A 21,922-nucleotide genomic window follows, 5' to 3' on the forward strand; every position below is an offset into this window, starting at 1 on the left:
CATTAACCCCGCATTAAAGACACGATTTCAGAAGTAACGACATTAATTTCGTTTTCCCCGTTTACCTGACGCAAAAGACCTTTATTATCATAAAACGCAAGCAGCGGCGCTGTTTTATTATCATACTCATCCAGGCGCTTGCCTACACTTTCTTCGTTGTCATCCGGACGTTGATATAATTCACCGCCATCAATGTCGCAAATGCCATCTTGCTTCGGCGGGTTGAAGATTAAATGGTAGGATGCTCCGCAAACGCTGCAGATACGACGTCCAGTAAGACGCGCCATTAGCAATCCACGGTCAACATTCAAGTTGATGACATGATCCAAAGAAGTGTTCAAACGGCTAAGAATATCATCCAGCGCTTCCGCTTGCGAAAGAGTTCTTGGAAAACCATCCAATAGAAATCCTTTTTCGCAATCGGACTGCTGCAACCGTTCTTCGACTATCCCAATGGTCACATCATCTGGTACAAGCAAACCTTGATCTATAAATGATTTGGCCTTCAATCCTACCGGAGTTTCCTGTTTGATTGCCAAACGGAAAGCATCTCCTGTCGAAATATGAGGAATACCAAATTCTTTAACGATTTCTGCCGCTTGTGTTCCCTTGCCTGCCCCAGGAGGGCCCATGAATAAAATGTTCACGATTTCTCTCTCCCCCCAAAAGTTCGCCACCAAGCAAGAAACAGCATAATAGGTGCCGGGAAGAATAAAAACTTAAGCTTCACCGGAACCTATCACCTATTTATTGATGAAGCCTTTGTAATGGCGTTTGATCAATTGGCTCTCGATCTGCTTCATAGTATCCAATGCCACACCGATTACGATTAGCAGTGCAGTACCGCCAATTCGAACTTCTTTAGGCAATCCAGATATAGCACCGAAGAACATCGGCAAAACAGAGATCAGAGCTAGGAATAGCGCGCCAGACATAGTCAGACGAGACATTACTCTAGTCAGATATTTCTCTGTAGCTTTACCAGGACGGATACCTGGAATGTACCCACCATTCTTCTTCATGTTATCAGCCATCTGCTGAGGATTCATCTGCACGAACGTATAGAAGAACGTGAACCCAATGATCATCACTACATACAGAAGCATACCAAGTGGAGCATCGGTTGCTAAATACTTAGCAATCCATTGAGCCCAGGCATGTGTTGACCAGAAACTGGAGAGAACAACTGGGAACTGAAGCAATGATACGGCGAAGATTACCGGAATTACACCTGCCGCATTAATTTTCAATGGGATATGTGTATTCTGTCCACCGTACATTTTATTGCCGACTACGCGTTTAGCGTATTGAACAGGAATCTTCCGAATACCTTGCTGTACGAAGATAACTGCTGTAATAATCGCTACAATCACAATCAGCACGATAACGACTTTAAGAATATTCAGGAACACCTGATCCGGCTGAATAAAACTTGAGTTAGCCGTACTTGTGATATATCCCGGAATGGCGGCGACGATTCCCGCAAAAATCAGGATCGAAATCCCGTTCCCGATTCCCTTTTCGGTAATCTGTTCACCAAGCCACATCAAGAAAGAAGTACCCGCCGTCAAGATAATGGCAACCAGCAAGTAATCAGCAAATGTCGCATTCGGCATCATTTGAGTTCCATAAATCCGGTTAAACCCTATCGACGTAGCAAAACCTTGGATCAGGGCTAATATCACTGTACCGTAACGAGTGATTTGCGCCAATTGTTTTTTCCCGTGCTCCCCTTGTTTAGCCCATTCAGCAAACTTGGGAACAACATCCATCGACAGCAATTGCACGATGATGGATGCTGTAATGTACGGGTAAATACTGATCGCAAATATCGAGAAGTTTTTGAGCGCTCCGCCCGAAAAGGTGTTCAAGAGTCCCATCAAAGCGTCACCGCTCTGATTTGCTGTTTGCAGTACATCTTTGTTCACACCAGGAACCGGAACAAACGAACCGATACGGTAGATAATCAGAATGAACAAGGTAAACAGGATCTTTTTGCGCAAATCTTCAACATGCCAGATATTCTTAAGCGTCTTGAACATTAGATCACCTCGGTTTTACCGCCGGCAGCCTCGATTTTCTCTACCGCAGATTGAGAGAACTTATTTGCTTGTACAGTCAATTTTACGGTCAACTCACCGTTGCCGAGAATCTTGATGCCGCTTTTGGAATTCTTGACAACACCAGTTTCAAGCAACAACTGCGGAGTCACTTCAGTTCCTTCTGCAAAGCTATTCAGATCTTCCAGGTTCACAATCGCATACTCTTTACGGGTAGGATTGACGAAACCACGTTTAGGCAGACGACGATAGAGCGGATTTTGTCCACCCTCGAAGCCCGGACGAACACCACCGCCAGAACGTGAGTTTTGACCTTTGTGACCGCGACCGGAAGTTTTACCATTTCCGCTACTAGGACCACGACCAACGCGATTGCGTTCTTTGCGGGAACCAGGAGCTGGAGCAAGTTCATGTAACTTCATCGTTTGCACCTCCTTATGTTTGTTAATTTATGCGAGGCGTTTAGCCTTCAATTTCAGTTACAGATAGCAAGTGACTCACTTTATTGATCATTCCGCGAATTGCAGGACTGTCATTGTGAACCACTGTCGTGTTGAGTTTACGCAGGCCGAGCGTCTTAACAGTAACACGTTGTGTTTCTGGACGTCCGATTACACTACGTACGAGGGTAATTTGCAATTTTGCCATTGACGTTCCCCTCCTTAACCGCGCAATTCTTCGACAGATTTGCCGCGAAGTTTCGCGACCTCTTCAATGCGTTTCAGACGGGAAAGTCCCTCCAAAGTTGCATTGACCATGTTCATGGAATTCGAAGAACCCAGTGATTTTGTCAAAATGTCGCCAACGCCTGCCAATTCCAATACCGCACGAACTGGACCGCCAGCGATAACGCCAGTACCCTCTGATGCTGGTTTCAGCAACACGCGTCCTGCGCCGAAGTGTCCAGTAACGAGATGGGGAATCGAAGTTCCTACGATTGGGATGTGAATCAGGTTTTTCTTGGCGTCTTCAATGCCTTTACGGATGGCATCCGGAACTTCGCCGGCTTTACCGATACCAGCACCGACGTAGCCGTTGCCGTCGCCCACAACAACAAGTGCACTAAAGCTGAAACGGCGTCCGCCTTTTACAACTTTTGCAACACGGTTAATGTGTACAACTCTTTCTGTCAGTTCTAAACTGTTCGGATCTACACGCAAGTCGTTAACCTCCTTTTAAGAATTATTCTAGAATTCAAGACCAGCTTCACGAGCTGCATCAGCCAATGCTTGAATCCGTCCATGGTACAAGTAACCTCCGCGGTCGAATACGACCACTGCATATCCTTTTTCTTTGGCACGCTCAGCGACCAATTGGCCAACCTTCGCTGCAGCTTCAACGCTGCCGCCATTACCGATGTTAGCGCTCAGATCTTTATCAAGTGTAGAAGCGGATACGATAGTAACCCCTTTAACATCATCGATCAGTTGAGCGTAGATGTGTTTCGAAGAACGGAATACGTTCAAACGTGGACGCTCAGTAGTTCCCTGGATCTTCTTACGAACACGCAGGTGTCTTTTGAGACGAGCCTTGTTTTTATCTTCTTTTGTAATCATGACTTCCCTTTCACTCCCTTCAGTTTGCCGTAAACAGCTTCACTTTAAGATGCACGGGGTATCTTACAATTAAGTTTAAACTGGTTATTTCTTCTTACCAGCTTTACCTTCTTTGCGGATGATACGCTCGCCTTCATATTTGATACCTTTACCTTTATACGGTTCTGGTTCACGAACGGAACGGATTTTAGCAGCGTATGCGCCAACGCGTTCTTTATCGATACCCTTAACGATGATCTTCGTGTTCGCAGGAACTTCGAACTCGATACCAGCTTCCGGTGTAATTTCAACCGGGTGGGAATAACCAACGTTCAGAACGATTTTATCTCCGGATTTGCTTGCACGATATCCGACCCCAACCAGTTCCAGAGATTTCGAGAAACCTTCAGTCACACCTGCTACCATGTTGTTGACAACGGAGCGGGTTGTGCCGTGAAGTGAACGATGCAATTTGTTATCCGACGGGCGAACAACGATAATTTCGTTATTTTCAACTGTAACCTTCATGTCTTTATGAAGCTCACGAGTCAAAGAACCTTTTGGACCTTTTACTGTAATAACGGCGTTGTCCAAAGTGACATCTACACCGCTAGGTACTGCGATTGGTTTGCGACCAATACGAGACATGTGTTGCACCTCCTTATCTTGTGACGTTTATTACCAAATGTAGCAGACAACTTCTCCGCCAGATTTTGATTGACGAGCTTCTTTGTCGGTCATAACTCCCTTAGATGTGGAGATAATCGCGATTCCTAGACCACCGAGTACACGAGGCACTTCATTGCTCTTCGTGTATACGCGAAGGCCTGGTTTACTGATTCTTTTCAAACCAGAAATAACACGCTCTTGGTTAGGGCCGTATTTCAAGAAGATACGGATAATCCCCTGTTTGCTATCTTCAACGAATTCCGCATCGCGGATGAAACCTTCACGCTTCAAAATGTCAGCGATTTGTTTCTTCATAGTAGAAGCAGGCATTTCTACCGTCTCGTGACGCACAATGTTAGCGTTACGAATACGAGTAAGCATATCTGCAATAGGATCAGACATAGTCATGTGTGTAAACCTCCTTCCCGTTTATAAACTTCTTACCAACTTGCTTTTTTCACGCCAGGGATCTGGCCTTTATAAGCTAATTCACGGAAACAAATTCTGCAAATTTTGAACTTTTGCAGTACCGAATGTGGACGACCACAACGTTCGCAACGTGTATATGCACGTACTTTAAACTTAGGCGTACGTTGTTGTTTAACTTTCATCGAAGTTTTTGCCACTTAGCCTGACACCTCCTAAACATTTTCGGAGAAAATGGATTAACCGACTTTATTTTGCGAAAGGCATTCCCAGCTGACCCAGCAGCTCGCGGGATTCCTCGTCCGTCTTAGCAGTCGTTACAATAACGATGTCCATACCGCGGACTTTATCCACTTTGTCATATTCGATCTCGGGGAAGATCAATTGTTCTTTAAGACCAAGTGTGTAGTTACCACGGCCGTCAAAGGCTTTAGTGGAAACACCACGGAAGTCACGTACACGTGGAAGTGTTACGTTGAACAATTTGTCCAAGAAGTAATACATACGCTCTCCGCGCAGTGTTACTTTAACCCCAATCGGCATATTTTCGCGTAGTTTGAAACCAGCGATGGATTTTTTAGCTTTAGTGATTACTGGTTTTTGACCAGCGATCAACTGCATGTCATTAACTGCAGCATCAAGTACTTTGGAGTTTTGAACAGCGTCACCCACACCCATGTTGATGACAACCTTCTCGATCTTAGGCACTTGCATAACAGTTGTATAGTTAAACTTCTGCATCAAAGCAGGTGTAATTTCGTTAAGAAAACGTTCTTTCATTCTTGCTGCCATGAAGATTTAACCTCCTTTCTTAAGGGCTAGATTAGTCGATAATCTCTCCGGATCTTTTAGCAATCCGAACTTTTTTACCATTGTCCAAAACTTTGTAACCGATACGGGTTACTTTGCCGGTCTTCGGATCGATGTGCATTACGTTGGACACATGAATCGAAGCTTCCTGCTCAATAATTCCACCCTGTGGATTCAGCTGGTTCGGCTTTTGGTGTTTTTTCACCATATTGACGCCTTCTACCAGAACGCGGTTTTCACGAGGATAAGCAGCGATGACACGGCCTTTTTTGCCTTTGTCTTTACCACTGATCACAAGCACCACGTCATCTTTCTTCACGTGCAGTTTATTGTTATGGGATTCCAGAACTTTTTTCACTCTAGGCATTTATTACACCTCCTATAACTAACCTTCAACTTATTGGTGCCGTGTTTATTAGATAACTTCCGGTGCCAAGGAAACGATCTTCATGTAGTCTTTATCGCGAAGTTCGCGAGCAACTGGTCCAAAGATACGTGTTCCACGAGGGCTTCTGTCGTCTTTAACAACAACAGCTGCATTTTCGTCGAATGCGATGTAAGATCCATCTTTACGACGAACGGAACGTTTCGTACGAACAACTACCGCTCTAACAACATCACCTTTTTTGACAACGCCGCCTGGTGTTGCTTGTTTAACGGAACAAACGATCAAATCACCGATTGCTGCTGTACGGCGTCCAGTACCACCCAGTACGCGGATACACATCAGTTCCTTCGCACCAGAGTTGTCAGCCACATGCAAACGTGTAAATGGTTGAATCATTATTAATTTCCTCCTTCCGGAAAAACTCTCTTGATTATCTTAGATGATAACCGCTGCTTCTACCACTTCAACTAGTCTCCAACGTTTGTCCTTAGACAACGGACGAGTTTCCATGAGTTTTACGGTATCGCCAATCTTTGCAACATTTCCCTCATCATGTGCTTTGAATTTCTTCGTAGACTTGATGCGTTTGTGGTACAAATTGTGTTTCTTATAGGTTTCAACAGCAACTACGATGGTTTTATCCATTTTATCACTGACCACTTTACCGATTAGCACTTTACGTGCATTACGTTCTTCACTCATTAGTTAGCCTCCTTCCTGAATACGGATCTGCGATCCGTCTCACTTAACTAATCCCAAGCACTCTTTGATGGATTACGGTTTTAGCACGAGCTATTTCCTTACGCACGTCACGAATCCGAGTTGGGTTGTCCAATTGGCCAGTTGCCAATTGAAAACGGAGATTAAAAAGTTCCTCTTTGAATCCAGCGATCTTTTGTTCAATCTCAGCAGTGGTTAAGTTGCGAAGTTCATTAGCTTTCATTTGCTTCACCACCCAATTCTTCACGTTTCACAAACTTAGTCTTTACAGGCAGCTTGTGAGCGGCAAGACGCATCGCTTCACGAGCGATTTCTTCCGACACGCCTCCGAGTTCGAACATAATCTTGCCCGGTTTAACTACGGCTACCCATTTCTCAACGTTACCTTTACCACTACCCATACGAACCTCGAGAGGCTTTTGAGTAATAGGTTTATCTGGGAAAATCTTGATCCAAACTTGACCGCCACGTTTGATATAACGTGTCATCGCGATACGAGCAGCTTCGATCTGACGGTTAGTGATCCAAGACGGTTCAAGTGCAACCAGGCCGAATTCGCCGAAGTTCAATTCAGTACCGCCTTTTGCCATACCCTTCATGTGTCCGCGTTGTTGCTTGCGGTGTTTTACGCGTTTTGGTACCAACATGATTAGTTGCCTCCTTCCTGAGCAGCTTGTTTCTTAGCTGGGGGAAGAACTTCTCCACGGTAGATCCATACTTTTACGCCGATAAGACCGTAAGTTGTATGTGCTTCAGCCGTTCCGTAATCGATATCGGCACGAAGCGTATGAAGTGGAACTGTTCCTTCGCTATAACCTTCTGAACGAGCAATCTCAGCTCCGCCAAGACGTCCGCCCACTTGAGTTTTAATCCCTTTTGCGCCAGAACGCATAGTTCTTTGAATCGCTTGTTTGAGGGCACGACGGAACGATACACGACGTTCCAATTGTTGAGCAATGCTCTCAGCTACAAGAATTGCATCCAATTCAGGGTGCTTGATTTCATTGATGTTGATGTGTACTTTTTTGCCACCAGCGATTGCTGTAACTGCGCTGCGAAGTACTTCTACTTCTGCTCCGCCTTTACCAATAACCATACCTGGTTTAGCTGTATGAATTGTAACGTTCACGCGGCTAGCCGCTCTTTCGATCTCGATATGGGAAACAGCGGAATCCTTCAATTTGCCTTTAAGGTATTCCCGGATTTTGACGTCTTCCATCAGAAGAGTACCGAAATCTTTTCCTGCATACCATTTAGATTCCCAATCGCGAATAATACCGATTCGGAGTCCGATTGGATTTACCTTTTGACCCACGTGTTATCCCTCCTTATTTCTCAGATACCACCAGTGTAATGTGGCTCGTGCGTTTATTGATCCGACTTGCGCGGCCCATGGCGCGCGGACGGAAACGTTTCATAGTAGGTCCTTGGTTAACGAAAACCTCGCTAACGAACAAACTGTTCACGTCCAAAGAATAGTTATGCTCAGCATTCGCAATTGCCGAATTAAGCAACTTTTCAACGACCGGAGAAGCGGATTTCGGAGTGTGGCGAAGAATAGCAATTGCTTCCCCCACTTGCTTACCGCGAATCAAGTCAACAACCAGTTTCGCTTTACGAGCGGAAATTCGCACCGATCTTGCATGTGCTTTTGCTTCCATTGTTTAACCTCCTTTCAAACAGAGACCTTATTATTATCTTCTTGTTTTCTTATCGTCACCCGCGTGGCCTTTGTAAGTACGTGTTGGCGCGAACTCGCCCAACTTGTGACCTACCATATCTTCTGTTACGTATACAGGCACGTGTTTACGGCCGTCATATACACCAAACGTATGTCCGATAAACTGAGGGAAAATGGTTGAGCGACGGGACCAAGTTTTAACAACAACCTTTTTCTCAGCCTCGTTCAGTTCCTCAACTTTTTTAAGCAGGTAGCCATCGATAAACGGCCCCTTCTTTAAACTGCGACCCATGTGTGAATCCTCCCTTCATCCGGTTCTTCAAACCGCGAATCGACGCTTCGCGCTTTATTAACTTGCCAGAAGCGTCTTATTTAGTGCGGCGGCGAACGATATATTTATCAGATGCCTTGTTTTTCTTACGCGTTTTGTAACCAAGGGTTGGTTTGCCCCATGGAGACATTGGCGATTTACGTCCGATTGGAGCGCGACCTTCACCACCACCGTGTGGGTGATCGTTAGGGTTCATTACTACCCCGCGAACTTCAGGACGACGGCCGAGCCAGCGACTACGTCCAGCTTTACCGATTTTGATCAATTCGTGATCTTCGTTACCTACGGAACCGATAGTTGCACGGCATACGCTAAGGATCTTACGAACCTCACCGGATGACAAACGAACGGAACAGTATTTTTCTTCTTTACCAAGCAATTGAGCTTCTGTACCAGCTGCACGAACCAATTGTCCGCCTTTACCTGGTTTCAACTCAATGTTGTGGATAACTGTACCTACTGGAATATTCTCCAGTGGAAGACTGTTACCAATTTTGATGTCGGCCGCAGGACCAGACTCTACTTTATCCCCAACTCTTAGACCTTTAGGAGCGATGATATAACGTTTCTCTCCATCAGCATAGTGGATCAAAGCAATATTAGATGTGCGGTTCGGGTCATACTCGATTGTAGCAACGCTACCTGGTATGCCGTCTTTAGTCCGCTTGAAGTCGATAATACGGTATTTACGTTTATGTCCGCCGCCATGGTGACGAACCGTAATTTTACCTTGGTTGTTGCGTCCCGCATGTTTGAACAGCGGAGAAAGCAACGATTTCTCTGGCTGGTTTGTTGTAATTTCTTCAAACGTAGACACGGACATAGCGCGTCTTGCCGGAGAGGTCGGTTTGTACTTTTTGATTGGCACTGTAGTTCCCTCCTTACTTCAACAGAGTATTATTCTACCGCTTCAAAAAATTCAAGCGGTTTGCTGTCCGGGCTAAGCTTAACGATGGCTTTTTTCCACTCTGGAGTGTAACCAGAATATTTACCATAACGTTTCAGTTTGCCAGGTACGCGCATTGTGTTCACATTAGTTACTTTTACTTTGAAAATAGCCTCGACAGCTTTTTTGATTTCGGTTTTGTTAGCACGGATATCCACTTCAAAAGCGTATTTCATTTCGCTCATGTAGTCGGAAGTACGTTCCGTAATCACCGGACGTTTGATAATATCACGAGGATCTTTCATTACGCGAACACCTCCTCTACCTTCAGAACTGCTTCTTTAGTGATGATCAGTTTGTCGTACGTCAGTACGTCAAGAACATTAATGCCGTCAGCCGCTACGAATTTCACCCCAGGGATGTTACGAGCGGAAAGTGCTACGTTATCATCATAGCTAGTAGCTACGATCAACGCTTTACGATCTACTTTCAGGTTGTTCAAGATTGCTGCGAATTCTTTCGTCTTCGGAGCATTCATTGTCAAGCTATCCAATACGATAATGTCATTCTCGAGTACTTTCGAGGACAAAGCGGATTTGATCGCCAAACGACGAACCTTCTTAGGCAGTTTCCAGGAATAGCTACGTGGTGTTGGTCCGAAGACAACGCCGCCGCCTTTCCATTGTGGAGAACGAATGGAGCCTTGACGAGCGCGACCTGTACCTTTTTGTTTCCAAGGTTTACGTCCACCGCCACGAACTTCAGAACGTCCTTTTACTTTGTGCGTACCACGACGTAGGGAAGCTCTTTGCATAAGCGCAGCTTCATGTAGAACGTGCTCATTCGGTTCAATACCGAATACTGTATCGCTCAGTTCCACTTCACCAACTTCGTTGCCACTAATATTAAAAAGTGTTACTTTTGGCATTTCATGTTCCTCCTTTCTTCAATAATTATTTCTTAACGGTTTGTTTAACTTTCACGAAGCTGTTTTTAGGACCTGGGATAGCGCCTTTAACCAGCAATACGTTACGTTCAACATCAACCTTGATAATTTCAAGCTTTTGAACCGTAATAGTCGTGTGACCCATATGTCCTGGAAGGCGTTTGCCCTTAGGAACACGGTTAGCTTGGATAGAACCCATGGAACCCGGTCTTCTGTGGTAACGCGATCCGTGTGCCATTGGTCCGCGGCTTTGTCCCCAACGTTTGATGTTACCTTGGAAACCTTTACCTTTAGATGTACCAGTTACGTCAACAAATTCGCCCTCAGCAAAGATATCAGCCTTCAGCTCTTGTCCAACCTCGAGAGACCCGAGATCAACACCGCGAATTTCACGAACGTAGCGCTTAGGTGTTGCATTTGCCTTTTTGGCGTGACCCTGTTCAGGCTTATTGGAGCGTTTTTCTTTTTTATCAGAAAAGCCCAATTGCACTGCTTCATATCCGTCGATATTCAGGTCTTTCTTTTGCAGTACTACACAAGGGCCTGCTTCGATAACAGTAACAGGAATTACGTTACCTTCTGGAGTAAACACTTGAGTCATACCGAGTTTTTTTCCTAAGATACCTTTCAATGTTGACACCTCTTTTCTTTTCCTAAATTACTTAAAATAGAATTACAATTTGATTTCGATATCTACACCGGACGGTAGATCCAAGCGCATCAAGGCATCCACAGTTTGTGGTGTTGGGTTCACAATATCGATCAAACGTTTGTGAGTCCGTTGTTCAAACTGTTCACGGGAATCCTTGTACTTGTGTACCGCACGGAGAATAGTAATGATTTGCTTCTCAGTTGGTAACGGAATCGGCCCGGACACACCTGCACCCGAACGTTTTGCTGTTTCAACAATCTTCTCAGCGGATTGATCAAGAATTCTGTGGTCGTATGCTTTCAAGCGAATACGAATTTTTTGCTTTGCCATTTTAGTCCCTCCTTCTATCGCCCAATTTGGTATCGGACATACTCCGTGAAAATTTTCTGACCTCGTCCCCATGGCAAAGGGGCCGGGTGTGTCAGTAACCTCTCACATCATCGCAACGTCTCAGAACAACATTTATTATTATATATAATAGGCAGCAGTATTGCAAGCGAAAATAGAAAAACAACGCATATTTTTTTCATGCGCTGTTCTTCTACTATATATATGTTAAAGATTCTCTGTGGCAGACTTAAAAAACTCTGCGGAGGAAGCAGTCTGAGCCGTTGCTGTTCCGATCCCCTCAATGGTTTGGATTAAGGTTCTTATTTCTTCTTCCACTATTACAATCTCCTGTGTACTTCTACGCATAGCGTCTACAATATCAGAGAACAAAAGACTAGTCTCGACCGATTGGTGCTTCCCATTCTTAGTTAACTCCTGCACCTTACGAATCTCTTCTACAACCTGCTGAGTGAGTAGACCTGATTTATTTGTTAGCTCTACGATCTGAATTACAGTACTCTTAGTATCCTCTGCAAGCCGGCTAACTTCTTGAGCAACCACACTAAAACCTCTACCATGCTCACCGGCTCTAGCGGCTTCAATCGTTGCATTAAGTGAGAGGATTTTAGTCTGATCGGCAATTTCCCTTACTGAGTTCACAATTTTTTGAATTTGCTTAGAGGAATCGCTTAACTCAATGATCGAGTCTTCCATCTCACTGGTGGTCTGATATATAAGATTAATTTGCTCAGTCAAATCACCCAAGTGTTCATGCCCATCTGTAGCTAATCCCTGTGACTCCAGGGCGGATGCAGCCGTACGTTGGAATGTTCTACTTACTTCATTGCTGCTTGCCACTAGCTGCTTCACAGCAGCATTAGTATCGATACTATAATCTATCAACTCAACGCTAAACTCTGAAATTTTTTGTTTTAATTCATTTTTCACCAATAGATATTGCTCTTCCTTCTCTTTTATGTTCTCCTTCTCATATTCTTCTAGAACCAGCTGCTGCTCAAGGTTAAGGAGTTTGGTCACGGTCTGAACCACTCGAAGGCGTGTATTATCATCGTTTGTTTCATTATATATAACGCGTATAAATACGTTCTGAAGATTCTGAAAAGCAGATAAGTACCATTTGGGCTCAAGCCCTACTTTTTTATGAATATTAGCGATCATTAGACGCTTTGCTATGTACTCATCATCAACCTTTCCATTAAAAATCTCTAGAATATGCCCACGAAGAGTAGTTTTCAACCTGTCTATACTGCTATGCTCTAAAATAATAGCTTCAAGTTTATTTACGCCTAATACCGAATTGTAAAATTGATCAATGATATAGTCTATATTCTGCTCAACAACAGGTTTCACCCTGCGTAGTAAGTTCAAATCTGCTTCAGTTAGATCAATCATTCTCATCTGCTCGTTAAGCTCACCATGTCCCTCCAGCTTATGAAAAGACCCTGCCACAGAATGATTCTGATCCTTGAAGTCTAAGGAATGAGAGGCAGGAGAATCCACATTATTATTACGTGCAGTTAACGCATGCATGAAGGAAAAAGGACATTTCCCCATATTACCACTCTCCCGCAATTCCTATTATTTTACATTATTATTCCTCCTTCATTTTACTCTATCATTAGTATAATTGTAAACAATTGATTGTTGTAATTTGACGAATTATGTAGAAAAAGATCATATTGTTATGCTTTATTATCAATTGGTGTCGAATAATACATTATTCTCAGAAAAAACAAAAAAGCCCCTGATTCTCCGCAAGAAGAATCAGGGGTGTTTGTAATTCGGAATCTACCCGCAGATAGAAGTCGAATTATTATTTTTGGATAGAAGCTACGCTACCAGCACCAACTGTACGGCCACCTTCGCGAATGGAGAATTTAGTACCTTCTTCAATAGCGATTGGGGAGATCAGTTGTACGGTTACGGAGATGTTATCACCAGGCATAACCATTTCAGTACCTTCTGGCAAGTTGATGATACCAGTTACGTCAGTTGTACGGAAGTAGAACTGTGGACGGTATCCAGTGAAGAAAGGCTTGTGACGGCCACCTTCTTCTTTTGTCAGAACGTAAATTTGAGCAGTGAACTCAGTGTGTGGTTTAACGGAGTTCGGCTTAGCCAATACTTGACCACGCTCGATCATGTTACGGTCAACACCACGAAGCAATGCTCCGATGTTGTCCCCAGCTTGAGCGGAATCCAGCAATTTACGGAACATTTCTACGCCCGTAACTACGGATTTCTTAGTATCTTCGTGAATACCAACGATTTCGATTTCTTCTCCGACTTTAACTGTTCCGCGTTCTACGCGACCAGTTGCCACAGTACCGCGGCCAGTGATGGAGAATACGTCTTCGACAGGCATCAAGAAAGGCTTGTCAGTTTGACGCTCAGGAAGTGGAATGTACTCATCGATTGTTTCAAACATTTCGATGATTTTTTTAGCGTAATCGCCATCTGGGTTTTGCAGAGCTTCACGAGCAGAACCACGGATGATTGGAGTATCGTCGCCTGGGAAGTCATACTCGCTAAGCAAGTCGCGAACTTCCATTTCAACCAATTCCAACAACTCTTCATCTTCAACCATGTCGCATTTGTTCAAGAAGACAACGATGTAAGGAACACCTACTTGACGGGACAACAGGATGTGCTCGCGAGTTTGTGGCATTGGGCCATCAGCTGCGGATACAACCAGGATAGCTCCGTCCATTTGCGCTGCGCCAGTGATCATGTTTTTAACATAGTCGGCGTGACCAGGGCAGTCTACGTGAGCGTAGTGACGGTTAGGAGTTTCATATTCAACGTGGGAAGTGGAAATTGTGATACCACGTTCGCGCTCTTCAGGAGCTTTGTCGATTTGATCGAATGCGATAGCTGCGCCACCGTAAGTTTTGGACAATACAGTAGTGATTGCAGCAGTCAGAGTCGTTTTACCATGGTCGACGTGACCAATAGTACCGATGTTAACGTGCGGTTTGTTACGTTCAAACTTTGCCTTTGCCATTTGAACAGTTCCTCCTTAATGTGGGGTTCCTTATATTTGAGCCGCCCGCATACGTGTAATCTTAGATGACTGAGTGTTTATACCCGGGACGGCAAGTTAAAACTGGTAATTATTCAGCGCCTTTGTTCTTTGCAGCGATCTCTTCCGCAATGGATTTAGGAACTTCTTCATAGTGAGAAAGCTCCATTGAGAATACGCCACGTCCTTGTGTACCAGAACGAAGTGTTGTAGAGTATCCGAACATTTCGGAAAGAGGCACCTTAGCACGGATAATTTGCGCTCCACCACGGGAATCCATACCTTCGATACGGCCACGGCGGGAGTTCAGCATACCCATTACATCACCCATATATTCCTCAGGAACAGTTACTTCTACTTTCATGATTGGCTCAAGCAGGACAGGCTTACACTTGTCTTTAGCTGCTTTGAGTGCCATCGAACCGGCAATTTTAAATGCCATTTCGTTGGAATCGACATCATGATAAGAACCATCTACGATGGTAGCTTTAACGTCTACTAGCGGGAAGCCAGCAAGTACGCCGTTTTTCATTTGTTCTTCAATACCCGCAAGTGCAGGAGCGATGTACTCTCTAGGAACCGAGCCACCAACAACTTTACTTTCGAATTTGCTACCAGTACCTGGTTCGAGGGGTTCAAACTCAACCCATACGTGACCGTATTGACCACGACCACCAGATTGGCGTACAAATTTACCTTCGACGCGAGCAGGTGCCTTGAACGTTTCGCGGTAAGCAACCTGTGGTTTACCCACATTGGTTTCTACTTTGAACTCACGACGCATACGGTCGATGATGATGTCCAAGTGAAGTTCACCCATACCAGCCAGGATTGTTTGGCCTGTTTCTTCATCAGTGTGAGCACGAAGAGTTGGATCCTCTTCAGTCAACTTTCCGAGAGCAACGCCCATTTTATCTTGGTCAGCTTTAGTTTTTGGTTCAACAGCGATCTCGATAACTGGATCAGGGAAGTTCATTGATTCCAGAATTACTGGATTCTTCTCATCACACAGTGTATCACCTGTACTGGTATCTTTCAAACCAACAGCAGCTGCGATGTCGCCAGAATACACGATGGAAATTTCTTGACGGCTGTTCGCATGCATTTGAAGGATACGACCAATACGTTCACGCTTGTTCTTAGTTGCATTAACTACGTATGATCCGGACTCAAGTACGCCTGAGTAAACACGGAAGAACGTAAGTTTACCAACATAAGGGTCTGTCATGATTTTAAATGCCAAAGCTGCAAACGGCTCTTCATCCGAAGAGTGACGAACAGCTTCTGTACCGTCATCAAGATGTCCAGTAATAGCTGGAACGTCAAGAGGAGATGGCAAGTAATCAACAACAGCATCCAGCATAAGCTGAATCCCTTTGTTTCGGTAGGAAGATCCAGCAATTACAGGGAACAATTTAACTTCAACTACGCCTTTGCGAATTGCAGCTTTAATTTCCGGAATTGTAATTTCTTCGCCTTCCAAATACTTCATAGTCAGATCCTCATCAAGTTCAGCAACTTTCTCGATCAACTCGAGACGCAGCTCCTCAACTTTGGCCAAATATTCTTCCGGAATATCCGTTACTTCGATGTTTTGGCCCAGATCATCTCTGAACATGTGTGCTTTTTGCTCAACTAGGTCGATAATACCAGTGAAATCACTTTCTGCACCAATTGGCAATTGAATAGCAACTGCATTGGCTTGAAGGCGATCACGCATAGTTTCGATTACGTTAAGGAAATCCGCACCGATAATGTCCATTTTGTTTACATATGCAATCCGGGGAACGTTATAACGGTCAGCCTGTCTCCATACGGTTTCAGACTGAGGCTCAACGCCCTCTTTTGCACTAAATACACCAACTGCCCCATCCAATACACGCAGGGAACGTTCAACTTCAACAGTGAAGTCAACGTGTCCTGGGGTATCAATGATATTGATGCGGTGACCTTTCCACGCAGCAGTCGTAGCAGCGGACGTAATCGTGATTCCGCGCTCTTGTTCTTGCTCCATCCAGTCCATTGTAGCAGCACCCTCGTGAACTTCACCGATTTTGTGCGTACGGCCTGTATAGAAAAGAATCCGCTCTGTGGTAGTTGTTTTACCAGCATCAATATGCGCCATGATCCCGATGTTACGTGTATTTTTTAAGGAGAACTCTCTAGCCATGAAATGGATCTCCCTTCAAAATATAAGTTATTTGAATGACCTTTATCCTACCAACGGTAGTGAGCGAACGCTTTGTTTGCTTCAGCCATTTTGTGTGTATCTTCACGTTTCTTAACAGAAGCGCCTGTGTTGTTGGAAGCGTCGATGATCTCAGCCGCCAAACGCTCTTCCATAGTCTTCTCACCGCGGTTGCGAGAGTAGTTTACGAGCCAACGTAATCCCAGAGCAGTACGTCTCTCTGGTTTAACCTCGATAGGTACTTGATAGTTAGCACCACCGACACGACGAGCTTTGACTTCCAAAACCGGCATGATATTCTTGATGGCAGCTTCGAAAACTTCCATCGGATCTTTACCCGTACGTTCTTCAATCAATTTGAATGAATTGTACAGAATGCTTTGAGCGACACCTCTTTTACCACCCAGCATAATGCGGTTAATCAAACGAGTAACCAACTTGCTATTATACAACGGATCTGGCAATACGTCTCTCTTTGTAACTGGACCTTTGCGTGGCATGGATATCCCCCTTTCTTAAATGTTTATTATTCAGATATTGTTATCTTACTTCTTAGCTTTAGGACGTTTTGCACCGTATTTAGAACGAGCTTGCATCCGGTTAGCTACACCTGCTGTATCCAAAGCACCACGAACGATATGGTAACGAACCCCTGCAAGGTCCTTTACTTTACCTCCGCGAAGTAATACAACACTGTGCTCTTGTAAGTTATGTCCGATACCCGGGATATAAGCTGTTACCTCGAGACGGTTCGTCAAACGAACACGGGCATATTTACGAAGCGCTGAGTTTGGTTTACGTGGAGTCATTGTGCCTACACGAGTGCACACACCGCGTTTTTGCGGAGCGCTCAAATTTGTAGCCTCACGCTTGAGGGCGTTATACCCTTTTTGAAGAGCGGGAGATTTAGATTTTTCGATTTTGGCTTGACGGCCTTTACGAACCAATTGGTTAATTGTTGGCATGTTGTTGCCACCCCCTTCCTGAAATGATAGTCGATTTAAGAACTCTAAGCCCACAGACCCAGGCGGTTCATAAAAAGACAAATGAAAAGTTCTTGCCGCTGGTGTTCACCCCAGTACAAAAACATTTCTGTAGCTATTGTTTTAAGACGGCTGCCATCGCAGCGCCAACTTCTATTCCGCAGGCCTTGCCCAAATTCAGCATCGTATCCACATATGTGATCTTAACACCTTGTTTGTTACAAAGCAAAACTATCCTGGAAGTAAGCCTTTGATCTCCGTCCTCTGCCACATAGACTTCTGCGGCTAGGCCCAACTCTACCGCCTTGACGGTTTGTTTGGTACCGATCTTGACCTGAGCATCCTGTAGTCCTCTATCATCAGTCATTCTCTTTACCTCCAATGAACAAGGATAACATGGCTACTCACGCACCTTAGACATTTTAGCATTATCAATAGATGGTGTCAAGAAATTCAGCAACAATTTTTATAGAAATTATACACAGCAGAACACTCATGCCACACCTATGAGTAGGTATGACATGAGCACACTACCATGATTGCTAATTTATTCAGCAGGAACCGTCTCTAAAGATTCAAGTTCGCTTTCTGCATTTGGATCACTTAGCTTAACGTTACGGTAACGGTTCATCCCAGTACCTGCAGGAATCAACTTACCGATAATAACATTTTCTTTAAGTCCAAGCAACTTATCTACTTTACCTTTGATAGCAGCGTCTGTTAGGACACGAGTAGTTTCTTGGAATGATGCAGCTGACAAGAAGGAATCAGTTTCAAGAGACGCCTTGGTAATACCGAGCAAGACTGGTTTAGCAACAGCAGGCTCTTTACCAGACAAGATAGCTTCCTTGTTAGCACCTTCGTACTCATGAATATCCGCAAATGCACCTGGCAACAGACTTGTGTCACCTGCGTCAATGATACGGATCTTCCGAAGCATTTGCTTGATCATAACTTCAATGTGCTTATCATTGATCTCAACGCCTTGGTTACGGTATACACGCTGTACTTCTTGCAGAATGTAGTTTTGTACCCCACGGATCCCTTTGATACGCAGCATTTCTTTAGGGTCAATCGAACCGTCTGTCAGCTCATCGCCTGCTTCGATTTCTTGGCCTTCGCTAACACGTAGACGTGAACCATAAGTAATGGAATAAGTCTTGGATTCTGCTTCACCTTGAACCTCGATTTCACGACGGTCTTTGGTTTCACGGATTTCCTTGATTACGCCATCGATCTCACTGATTGTAGCTTGACCTTTAGGGTTACGAGCTTCAAACAACTCCTGAATACGCGGCAAACCTTGAGTGATGTCATCACCGGCAACACCGCCGGTATGGAACGTACGCATTGTAAGCTGGGTTCCTGGTTCACCGATAGATTGTGCGGCAATAATACCAACTGCTTCACCAATCTCAACGTGTTTACCAGTTGCCAAGTTACGTCCGTAACATTTCTTACAAACACCATGACGGGCACGGCAGCTCAGTACAGAACGAATTTGCAGCTTAGTTACACCTGCGTTTACAATTGCCTCCGCTTTATCGGAGTCAATCAAATCATTGCGGTGAACAATGATTTCGCCTGTTTCTGGGTGACGGACAGTTTCGAAGCAGTAACGACCTTCAATACGGTCATACAGATCTTCGATAACTTCTTTACCATCCTGAATACGACTAACTGTGAAGCCTTTATCGGTTCCACAATCTTCTTCACGGACAATAACGTCCTGGGCAACGTCAACAAGACGACGAGTCAGATACCCTGAGTCAGCGGTACGAAGTGCGGTATCGGCAAGACCTTTACGCGCTCCGTGAGTGGAGATAAAGTACTCCAAGACGGTAAGACCTTCACGGAAGTTCGCCTTGATTGGCAATTCGAAAATCCGACCTGAAGGTGTTGCCATCAGACCACGCATACCACCCAGCTGAGTGATCTGCGATTTGTTACCACGCGCTTTAGAGTCAACCATGAGCATGATAGAGTTGAAACGGTCCATCGACTTAAGCAGGATGTTCGTAAGATCATCCTTAGTCTTCGACCAGATCTCAATAACACGGTCATACCGTTCGTCATTGGTGATCAAACCACGGCGATATTGGTTAGCAACCACATCAACCTTAGCTTCAGATTCTTTCAGGATGGTTACTTTTTCCTCAGGAACAATAACGTCCGACACGGCAACTGTAACACCAGAACGTGTGGAGTAAGTGAATCCGAGTTGTTTGATTTTATCCAAAATCATAGAAGTTTTAGTTGTGTGATAAGTTTCAAAACAACGAGCAATAATCAGACCCAGATATTCTTTACCTACAGCACTGGCTTCTGGAGCGGATTCAATCAGCTCGCGAATGTTCGCGCCTTTTTCGTAGATAAAGTATTTCTCAGGTGTGCCGTGCAGCAAGTTAGTTTTGGTTGCTTCGTTGATATAAGGGAAACTACTTGGGTAGATTTCATTAAAAATGATCTTACCGACCGTAGTAATCAACATTGCATTTTGTTGTTCTTCCGTAAAGCATGTTTTGCCAAGTGCTTTAGCCGGAATAGCAACACGAGCATGAAGTCCTGCAGTTCCGCGTTGGTAAGCTGATACAGCTTCGTTAACGGTACGCAGAATCATACCACTCCCCTTTTCTTCCTTGTTATCCATGGTCAAGTAGAAAGTACCAAGAACCATATCCTGGGAAGGTGTTACAACTGGCTTACCGTCTTTAGGGTTCAAGATATTACCGGATGCAAGCATGAGAATGCGTGCTTCCGCTTGAGCTTCTGCAGACAGAGGAACGTGCACAGCCATTTGGTCACCGTCAAAGTCGGCATTGTACGCCGTACATACGAGTGGGTGAAGACGAATAGCGTGACCTTCCACCAAAATCGGTTCAAATGCTTGAATACCGAGACGGTGAAGTGTTGGTGCGCGGTTTAGAAGTACTGGGTGTTCTCTAATTACTTCTTCGAGTACATCCCAAACTTCAGGACTTACACGTTCAACTTTACGTTTCGCGCTCTTTATGTTGTGGGCAAGGCCCTTATTGACCAATTCTTTCATAACAAAAGGCTTGAACAATTCTAACGCCATTTTCTTAGGAAGTCCGCACTGATACATCTTGAGGTACGGTCCTACAACGATAACGGAACGTCCAGAGTAGTCAACCCGTTTACCGAGCAAGTTCTGGCGGAAACGTCCTTGTTTACCTTTCAGCATATGGCTGAGCGATTTAAGCGGACGGTTACCAGGACCGGTTACCGGACGTCCCCGACGGCCGTTATCGATGAGAGCATCGACAGCTTCCTGGAGCATCCGTTTTTCGTTCTGCACGATAATGTCAGGAGCACCGAGATCAAGCAGTCTTTTCAGACGGTTGTTCCGGTTAATAACACGGCGATAGAGATCATTCAAGTCGGACGTAGCAAAACGGCCACCATCCAATTGAACCATCGGACGAAGCTCCGGAGGAATAACCGGAAGAACATCCATGATCATCCAATCAGGCTTGTTGCCGGAGTTACGGAATGCTTCAATGACTTCCAGACGTTTGATCGCCCGGTTACGGCGTTGGCCTTGGGCCGTACGCAGTTCTTCTTTGAGGAATTCCAGCTCTTTATCAATGTCGATATCTTGAAGAAGCTTTTTAACAGCTTCAGCACCCATGCCGGCTTGGAAACCGTAACCGTATTTTTCACGGTAGCTACGATATTCTTTCTCGGACAGAAGTTGTTTCTTTTCCAGTGGAGTTTCACCTGGATCCGTTACAACATAAGATGCGAAATAGATAATTTCTTCAAGTGATCTTGGAGACATATCTAGTGCAAGCCCCATGCGGCTTGGGATACCTTTGAAATACCAGATATGAGATACCGGAGCAGCCAATTCAATGTGACCCATACGTTCACGACGAACTTTAGCACGGGTAACCTCAACGCCACAACGGTCGCAGACTACGCCCTTATAACGGACACGTTTGTATTTACCGCAATGACATTCCCAGTCTTTTTGTGGTCCAAAGATACGCTCACAGAAAAGACCCTCTTTTTCCGGTTTCAACGTACGATAGTTAATGGTTTCCGGTTTCTTAACTTCTCCGCGGGACCATGAACGAATCTTCTCCGGAGAAGCGAGTCCGATTTTCATAAATTCAAAATTGTTAACGTCCAACAAGGAGCAACCCTCCTTAACCTAATCCTGATTTAGTACCGCTTTGCCCTCTTCTGACTGTTACATCAAAAGAGGGCGTGCGGTCCTTTATAAAATGGAACTTTTAAGCTCCAGCTTG

The 21,922-nt window shown here is 44.7% G+C and carries 30 protein-coding genes; all 30 read right to left on the reverse strand.

What is annotated here, in order from left to right; translation table 11 throughout:
* Positions 1–2: 2 nt before the first annotated feature.
* The 30 genes from NYE58_RS33015 to rpoC all read right to left on the reverse strand — a co-directional run bounded on the left by NYE58_RS33015 (position 3) and on the right by rpoC (position 21,807).
* Positions 3–647: an adenylate kinase gene (locus NYE58_RS33015; RefSeq protein WP_038573451.1), complete on the reverse strand. Its 645-nt coding sequence runs from the start codon at positions 645–647 to the stop codon at positions 3–5.
* 96 nt (positions 648–743) lie between these two features.
* Positions 744–2,042, reverse strand: a complete 1,299-nt coding sequence (gene secY / locus NYE58_RS33020) for a preprotein translocase subunit SecY (RefSeq protein ID WP_340394666.1) — start codon at positions 2,040–2,042, stop codon at positions 744–746.
* A complete protein-coding gene (gene rplO / locus NYE58_RS33025) occupies positions 2,042–2,482 on the reverse strand; it encodes a 50S ribosomal protein L15 (RefSeq protein WP_036680569.1) in 441 nt (146 codons plus the stop codon). The genes secY and rplO overlap by 1 nt, the downstream gene beginning before the upstream one ends.
* A gap of 40 nt (positions 2,483–2,522) precedes the next feature.
* Positions 2,523–2,708 (reverse strand): 50S ribosomal protein L30, encoded by a 186-nt coding sequence (rpmD, locus tag NYE58_RS33030; protein ID WP_036680567.1) that lies wholly within the window; start codon positions 2,706–2,708, stop codon positions 2,523–2,525.
* Positions 2,709–2,722: 14 nt separating this feature from the next.
* Entirely contained in the window at positions 2,723–3,220 is a 498-nt protein-coding gene (rpsE, locus tag NYE58_RS33035; protein WP_036652980.1) for a 30S ribosomal protein S5, read from the reverse strand.
* Between the two features lie 27 nt (positions 3,221–3,247).
* Positions 3,248–3,616, reverse strand: coding sequence for a 50S ribosomal protein L18 (gene rplR / locus NYE58_RS33040; RefSeq protein WP_036680564.1), 369 nt, complete (start codon positions 3,614–3,616; stop codon positions 3,248–3,250).
* 84 nt (positions 3,617–3,700) lie between these two features.
* Entirely contained in the window at positions 3,701–4,243 is a 543-nt protein-coding gene (rplF, locus tag NYE58_RS33045) for a 50S ribosomal protein L6 (protein ID WP_341004019.1), read from the reverse strand.
* Between the two features lie 30 nt (positions 4,244–4,273).
* Positions 4,274–4,672: a 30S ribosomal protein S8 gene (gene rpsH, locus NYE58_RS33050; protein WP_036680560.1), complete on the reverse strand. Its 399-nt coding sequence runs from the start codon at positions 4,670–4,672 to the stop codon at positions 4,274–4,276.
* A gap of 32 nt (positions 4,673–4,704) precedes the next feature.
* Positions 4,705–4,890, reverse strand: coding sequence for a type Z 30S ribosomal protein S14 (locus NYE58_RS33055; RefSeq protein ID WP_013312154.1), 186 nt, complete (start codon positions 4,888–4,890; stop codon positions 4,705–4,707).
* 49 nt (positions 4,891–4,939) lie between these two features.
* Complete coding sequence (rplE, locus tag NYE58_RS33060; RefSeq protein WP_036680558.1) at positions 4,940–5,482, reverse strand: 50S ribosomal protein L5; 543 nt, start codon at positions 5,480–5,482, stop codon at positions 4,940–4,942.
* 31 nt (positions 5,483–5,513) lie between these two features.
* Positions 5,514–5,867 carry a 50S ribosomal protein L24 gene (rplX, locus tag NYE58_RS33065; protein WP_076099615.1) on the reverse strand — a complete coding sequence of 118 codons (354 nt, stop codon included), beginning with the start codon at positions 5,865–5,867 and terminating at the stop codon, positions 5,514–5,516.
* 48 nt (positions 5,868–5,915) lie between these two features.
* Positions 5,916–6,284: a 50S ribosomal protein L14 gene (rplN, locus tag NYE58_RS33070; protein ID WP_036680556.1), complete on the reverse strand. Its 369-nt coding sequence runs from the start codon at positions 6,282–6,284 to the stop codon at positions 5,916–5,918.
* A 39-nt stretch (positions 6,285–6,323) separates the two neighbouring features.
* Entirely contained in the window at positions 6,324–6,590 is a 267-nt protein-coding gene (gene rpsQ / locus NYE58_RS33075; RefSeq protein ID WP_036680554.1) for a 30S ribosomal protein S17, read from the reverse strand.
* 43 nt (positions 6,591–6,633) lie between these two features.
* On the reverse strand, positions 6,634–6,831 hold the full coding sequence (gene rpmC, locus NYE58_RS33080; protein WP_019908232.1) for a 50S ribosomal protein L29: 198 nt from the start codon (positions 6,829–6,831) through the stop codon (positions 6,634–6,636).
* Positions 6,821–7,255: a 50S ribosomal protein L16 gene (gene rplP, locus NYE58_RS33085; protein ID WP_036680552.1), complete on the reverse strand. Its 435-nt coding sequence runs from the start codon at positions 7,253–7,255 to the stop codon at positions 6,821–6,823. The genes rpmC and rplP overlap by 11 nt, the downstream gene beginning before the upstream one ends.
* A 2-nt stretch (positions 7,256–7,257) precedes the next feature.
* A complete protein-coding gene (rpsC, locus tag NYE58_RS33090; RefSeq protein WP_038573452.1) occupies positions 7,258–7,923 on the reverse strand; it encodes a 30S ribosomal protein S3 in 666 nt (221 codons plus the stop codon).
* A gap of 13 nt (positions 7,924–7,936) precedes the next feature.
* Positions 7,937–8,269, reverse strand: coding sequence for a 50S ribosomal protein L22 (rplV, locus tag NYE58_RS33095; RefSeq protein WP_036680546.1), 333 nt, complete (start codon positions 8,267–8,269; stop codon positions 7,937–7,939).
* Positions 8,270–8,302: 33 nt separating this feature from the next.
* Entirely contained in the window at positions 8,303–8,581 is a 279-nt protein-coding gene (gene rpsS, locus NYE58_RS33100) for a 30S ribosomal protein S19 (RefSeq protein WP_036652940.1), read from the reverse strand.
* A gap of 76 nt (positions 8,582–8,657) precedes the next feature.
* A complete protein-coding gene (gene rplB, locus NYE58_RS33105; protein WP_036680541.1) occupies positions 8,658–9,488 on the reverse strand; it encodes a 50S ribosomal protein L2 in 831 nt (276 codons plus the stop codon).
* 29 nt (positions 9,489–9,517) lie between these two features.
* Entirely contained in the window at positions 9,518–9,811 is a 294-nt protein-coding gene (rplW, locus tag NYE58_RS33110) for a 50S ribosomal protein L23 (RefSeq protein WP_036680537.1), read from the reverse strand.
* Positions 9,811–10,434: a 50S ribosomal protein L4 gene (gene rplD, locus NYE58_RS33115; protein WP_036680536.1), complete on the reverse strand. Its 624-nt coding sequence runs from the start codon at positions 10,432–10,434 to the stop codon at positions 9,811–9,813. Before rplD ends, rplW begins: the two co-directional genes overlap by 1 nt.
* A gap of 25 nt (positions 10,435–10,459) precedes the next feature.
* Complete coding sequence (gene rplC, locus NYE58_RS33120) at positions 10,460–11,083, reverse strand: 50S ribosomal protein L3 (protein ID WP_036680532.1); 624 nt, start codon at positions 11,081–11,083, stop codon at positions 10,460–10,462.
* A gap of 42 nt (positions 11,084–11,125) precedes the next feature.
* The gene (gene rpsJ, locus NYE58_RS33125; RefSeq protein ID WP_017692074.1) at positions 11,126–11,434 is read right to left on the reverse strand and encodes a 30S ribosomal protein S10; all 309 of its coding nucleotides are present in this window, start codon (positions 11,432–11,434) and stop codon (positions 11,126–11,128) included.
* A gap of 225 nt (positions 11,435–11,659) precedes the next feature.
* A complete protein-coding gene (locus NYE58_RS33130; RefSeq protein ID WP_076219199.1) occupies positions 11,660–13,009 on the reverse strand; it encodes a globin-coupled sensor protein in 1,350 nt (449 codons plus the stop codon).
* A 259-nt stretch (positions 13,010–13,268) separates the two neighbouring features.
* Positions 13,269–14,459, reverse strand: coding sequence for an elongation factor Tu (tuf, locus tag NYE58_RS33135; protein WP_036680523.1), 1,191 nt, complete (start codon positions 14,457–14,459; stop codon positions 13,269–13,271).
* Positions 14,460–14,568: 109 nt separating this feature from the next.
* Positions 14,569–16,647 carry an elongation factor G gene (fusA, locus tag NYE58_RS33140; RefSeq protein ID WP_036680521.1) on the reverse strand — a complete coding sequence of 693 codons (2,079 nt, stop codon included), beginning with the start codon at positions 16,645–16,647 and terminating at the stop codon, positions 14,569–14,571.
* A gap of 47 nt (positions 16,648–16,694) precedes the next feature.
* On the reverse strand, positions 16,695–17,165 hold the full coding sequence (gene rpsG / locus NYE58_RS33145) for a 30S ribosomal protein S7 (protein ID WP_036680520.1): 471 nt from the start codon (positions 17,163–17,165) through the stop codon (positions 16,695–16,697).
* Between the two features lie 45 nt (positions 17,166–17,210).
* The gene (gene rpsL / locus NYE58_RS33150) at positions 17,211–17,630 is read right to left on the reverse strand and encodes a 30S ribosomal protein S12 (RefSeq protein ID WP_036680518.1); all 420 of its coding nucleotides are present in this window, start codon (positions 17,628–17,630) and stop codon (positions 17,211–17,213) included.
* 133 nt (positions 17,631–17,763) lie between these two features.
* Positions 17,764–18,015, reverse strand: coding sequence for a ribosomal L7Ae/L30e/S12e/Gadd45 family protein (locus tag NYE58_RS33155; protein WP_038573459.1), 252 nt, complete (start codon positions 18,013–18,015; stop codon positions 17,764–17,766).
* Positions 18,016–18,195: 180 nt separating this feature from the next.
* Positions 18,196–21,807: a DNA-directed RNA polymerase subunit beta' gene (rpoC, locus tag NYE58_RS33160; RefSeq protein WP_076130019.1), complete on the reverse strand. Its 3,612-nt coding sequence runs from the start codon at positions 21,805–21,807 to the stop codon at positions 18,196–18,198.
* Positions 21,808–21,922 lie beyond the last annotated feature (115 nt).

Origin of the sequence: Paenibacillus sp. FSL L8-0708 (genome assembly GCF_038009325.1) — a bacterium.
Taxonomy (GTDB): Bacteria; Bacillota; Bacilli; order Paenibacillales; family Paenibacillaceae; genus Paenibacillus_AQ; species Paenibacillus_AQ odorifer.

Bases quoted from the DNA above. Each gene is read 5' to 3' on its own strand.
- NYE58_RS33130 (WP_076219199.1), bottom strand. From the start codon at position 13,009: ATGGGGAAATGTCCTTTTTCCTTCATGCATGCGTTAACTGCACGTAAT.
- rplE (WP_036680558.1), bottom strand. From the start codon at position 5,482: ATGGCAGCAAGAATGAAAGAACGTTTTCTTAACGAAATTACACCTGCT.
- rpsL (WP_036680518.1), bottom strand. From the start codon at position 17,630: ATGCCAACAATTAACCAATTGGTTCGTAAAGGCCGTCAAGCCAAAATC.
- NYE58_RS33155 (WP_038573459.1), bottom strand. From the start codon at position 18,015: ATGACTGATGATAGAGGACTACAGGATGCTCAGGTCAAGATCGGTACC.
- rplN (WP_036680556.1), bottom strand. From the start codon at position 6,284: ATGATTCAACCATTTACACGTTTGCATGTGGCTGACAACTCTGGTGCG.
- rpsH (WP_036680560.1), bottom strand. From the start codon at position 4,672: ATGACTATGTCTGATCCTATTGCAGATATGCTTACTCGTATTCGTAAC.
- rpsG (WP_036680520.1), bottom strand. From the start codon at position 17,165: ATGCCACGCAAAGGTCCAGTTACAAAGAGAGACGTATTGCCAGATCCG.
- tuf (WP_036680523.1), bottom strand. From the start codon at position 14,459: ATGGCAAAGGCAAAGTTTGAACGTAACAAACCGCACGTTAACATCGGT.
- rplP (WP_036680552.1), bottom strand. From the start codon at position 7,255: ATGTTGGTACCAAAACGCGTAAAACACCGCAAGCAACAACGCGGACAC.
- rpsJ (WP_017692074.1), bottom strand. From the start codon at position 11,434: ATGGCAAAGCAAAAAATTCGTATTCGCTTGAAAGCATACGACCACAGA.
- rpmC (WP_019908232.1), bottom strand. From the start codon at position 6,831: ATGAAAGCTAATGAACTTCGCAACTTAACCACTGCTGAGATTGAACAA.
- rplR (WP_036680564.1), bottom strand. From the start codon at position 3,616: ATGATTACAAAAGAAGATAAAAACAAGGCTCGTCTCAAAAGACACCTG.
- fusA (WP_036680521.1), bottom strand. From the start codon at position 16,647: ATGGCTAGAGAGTTCTCCTTAAAAAATACACGTAACATCGGGATCATG.
- rplV (WP_036680546.1), bottom strand. From the start codon at position 8,269: ATGGAAGCAAAAGCACATGCAAGATCGGTGCGAATTTCCGCTCGTAAA.
- rplF (WP_341004019.1), bottom strand. From the start codon at position 4,243: ATGTCTCGTATTGGTCGCAAACCAATCGCAGTACCTAGCGGTGTAGAT.
- rplD (WP_036680536.1), bottom strand. From the start codon at position 10,434: ATGCCAAAAGTAACACTTTTTAATATTAGTGGCAACGAAGTTGGTGAA.
- rplO (WP_036680569.1), bottom strand. From the start codon at position 2,482: ATGAAGTTACATGAACTTGCTCCAGCTCCTGGTTCCCGCAAAGAACGC.
- secY (WP_340394666.1), bottom strand. From the start codon at position 2,042: ATGTTCAAGACGCTTAAGAATATCTGGCATGTTGAAGATTTGCGCAAA.
- rplX (WP_076099615.1), bottom strand. From the start codon at position 5,867: ATGCCTAGAGTGAAAAAAGTTCTGGAATCCCATAACAATAAACTGCAC.
- rplW (WP_036680537.1), bottom strand. From the start codon at position 9,811: ATGAAAGATCCTCGTGATATTATCAAACGTCCGGTGATTACGGAACGT.
- rpmD (WP_036680567.1), bottom strand. From the start codon at position 2,708: ATGGCAAAATTGCAAATTACCCTCGTACGTAGTGTAATCGGACGTCCA.
- rpsS (WP_036652940.1), bottom strand. From the start codon at position 8,581: ATGGGTCGCAGTTTAAAGAAGGGGCCGTTTATCGATGGCTACCTGCTT.
- rpsQ (WP_036680554.1), bottom strand. From the start codon at position 6,590: ATGAGTGAAGAACGTAATGCACGTAAAGTGCTAATCGGTAAAGTGGTC.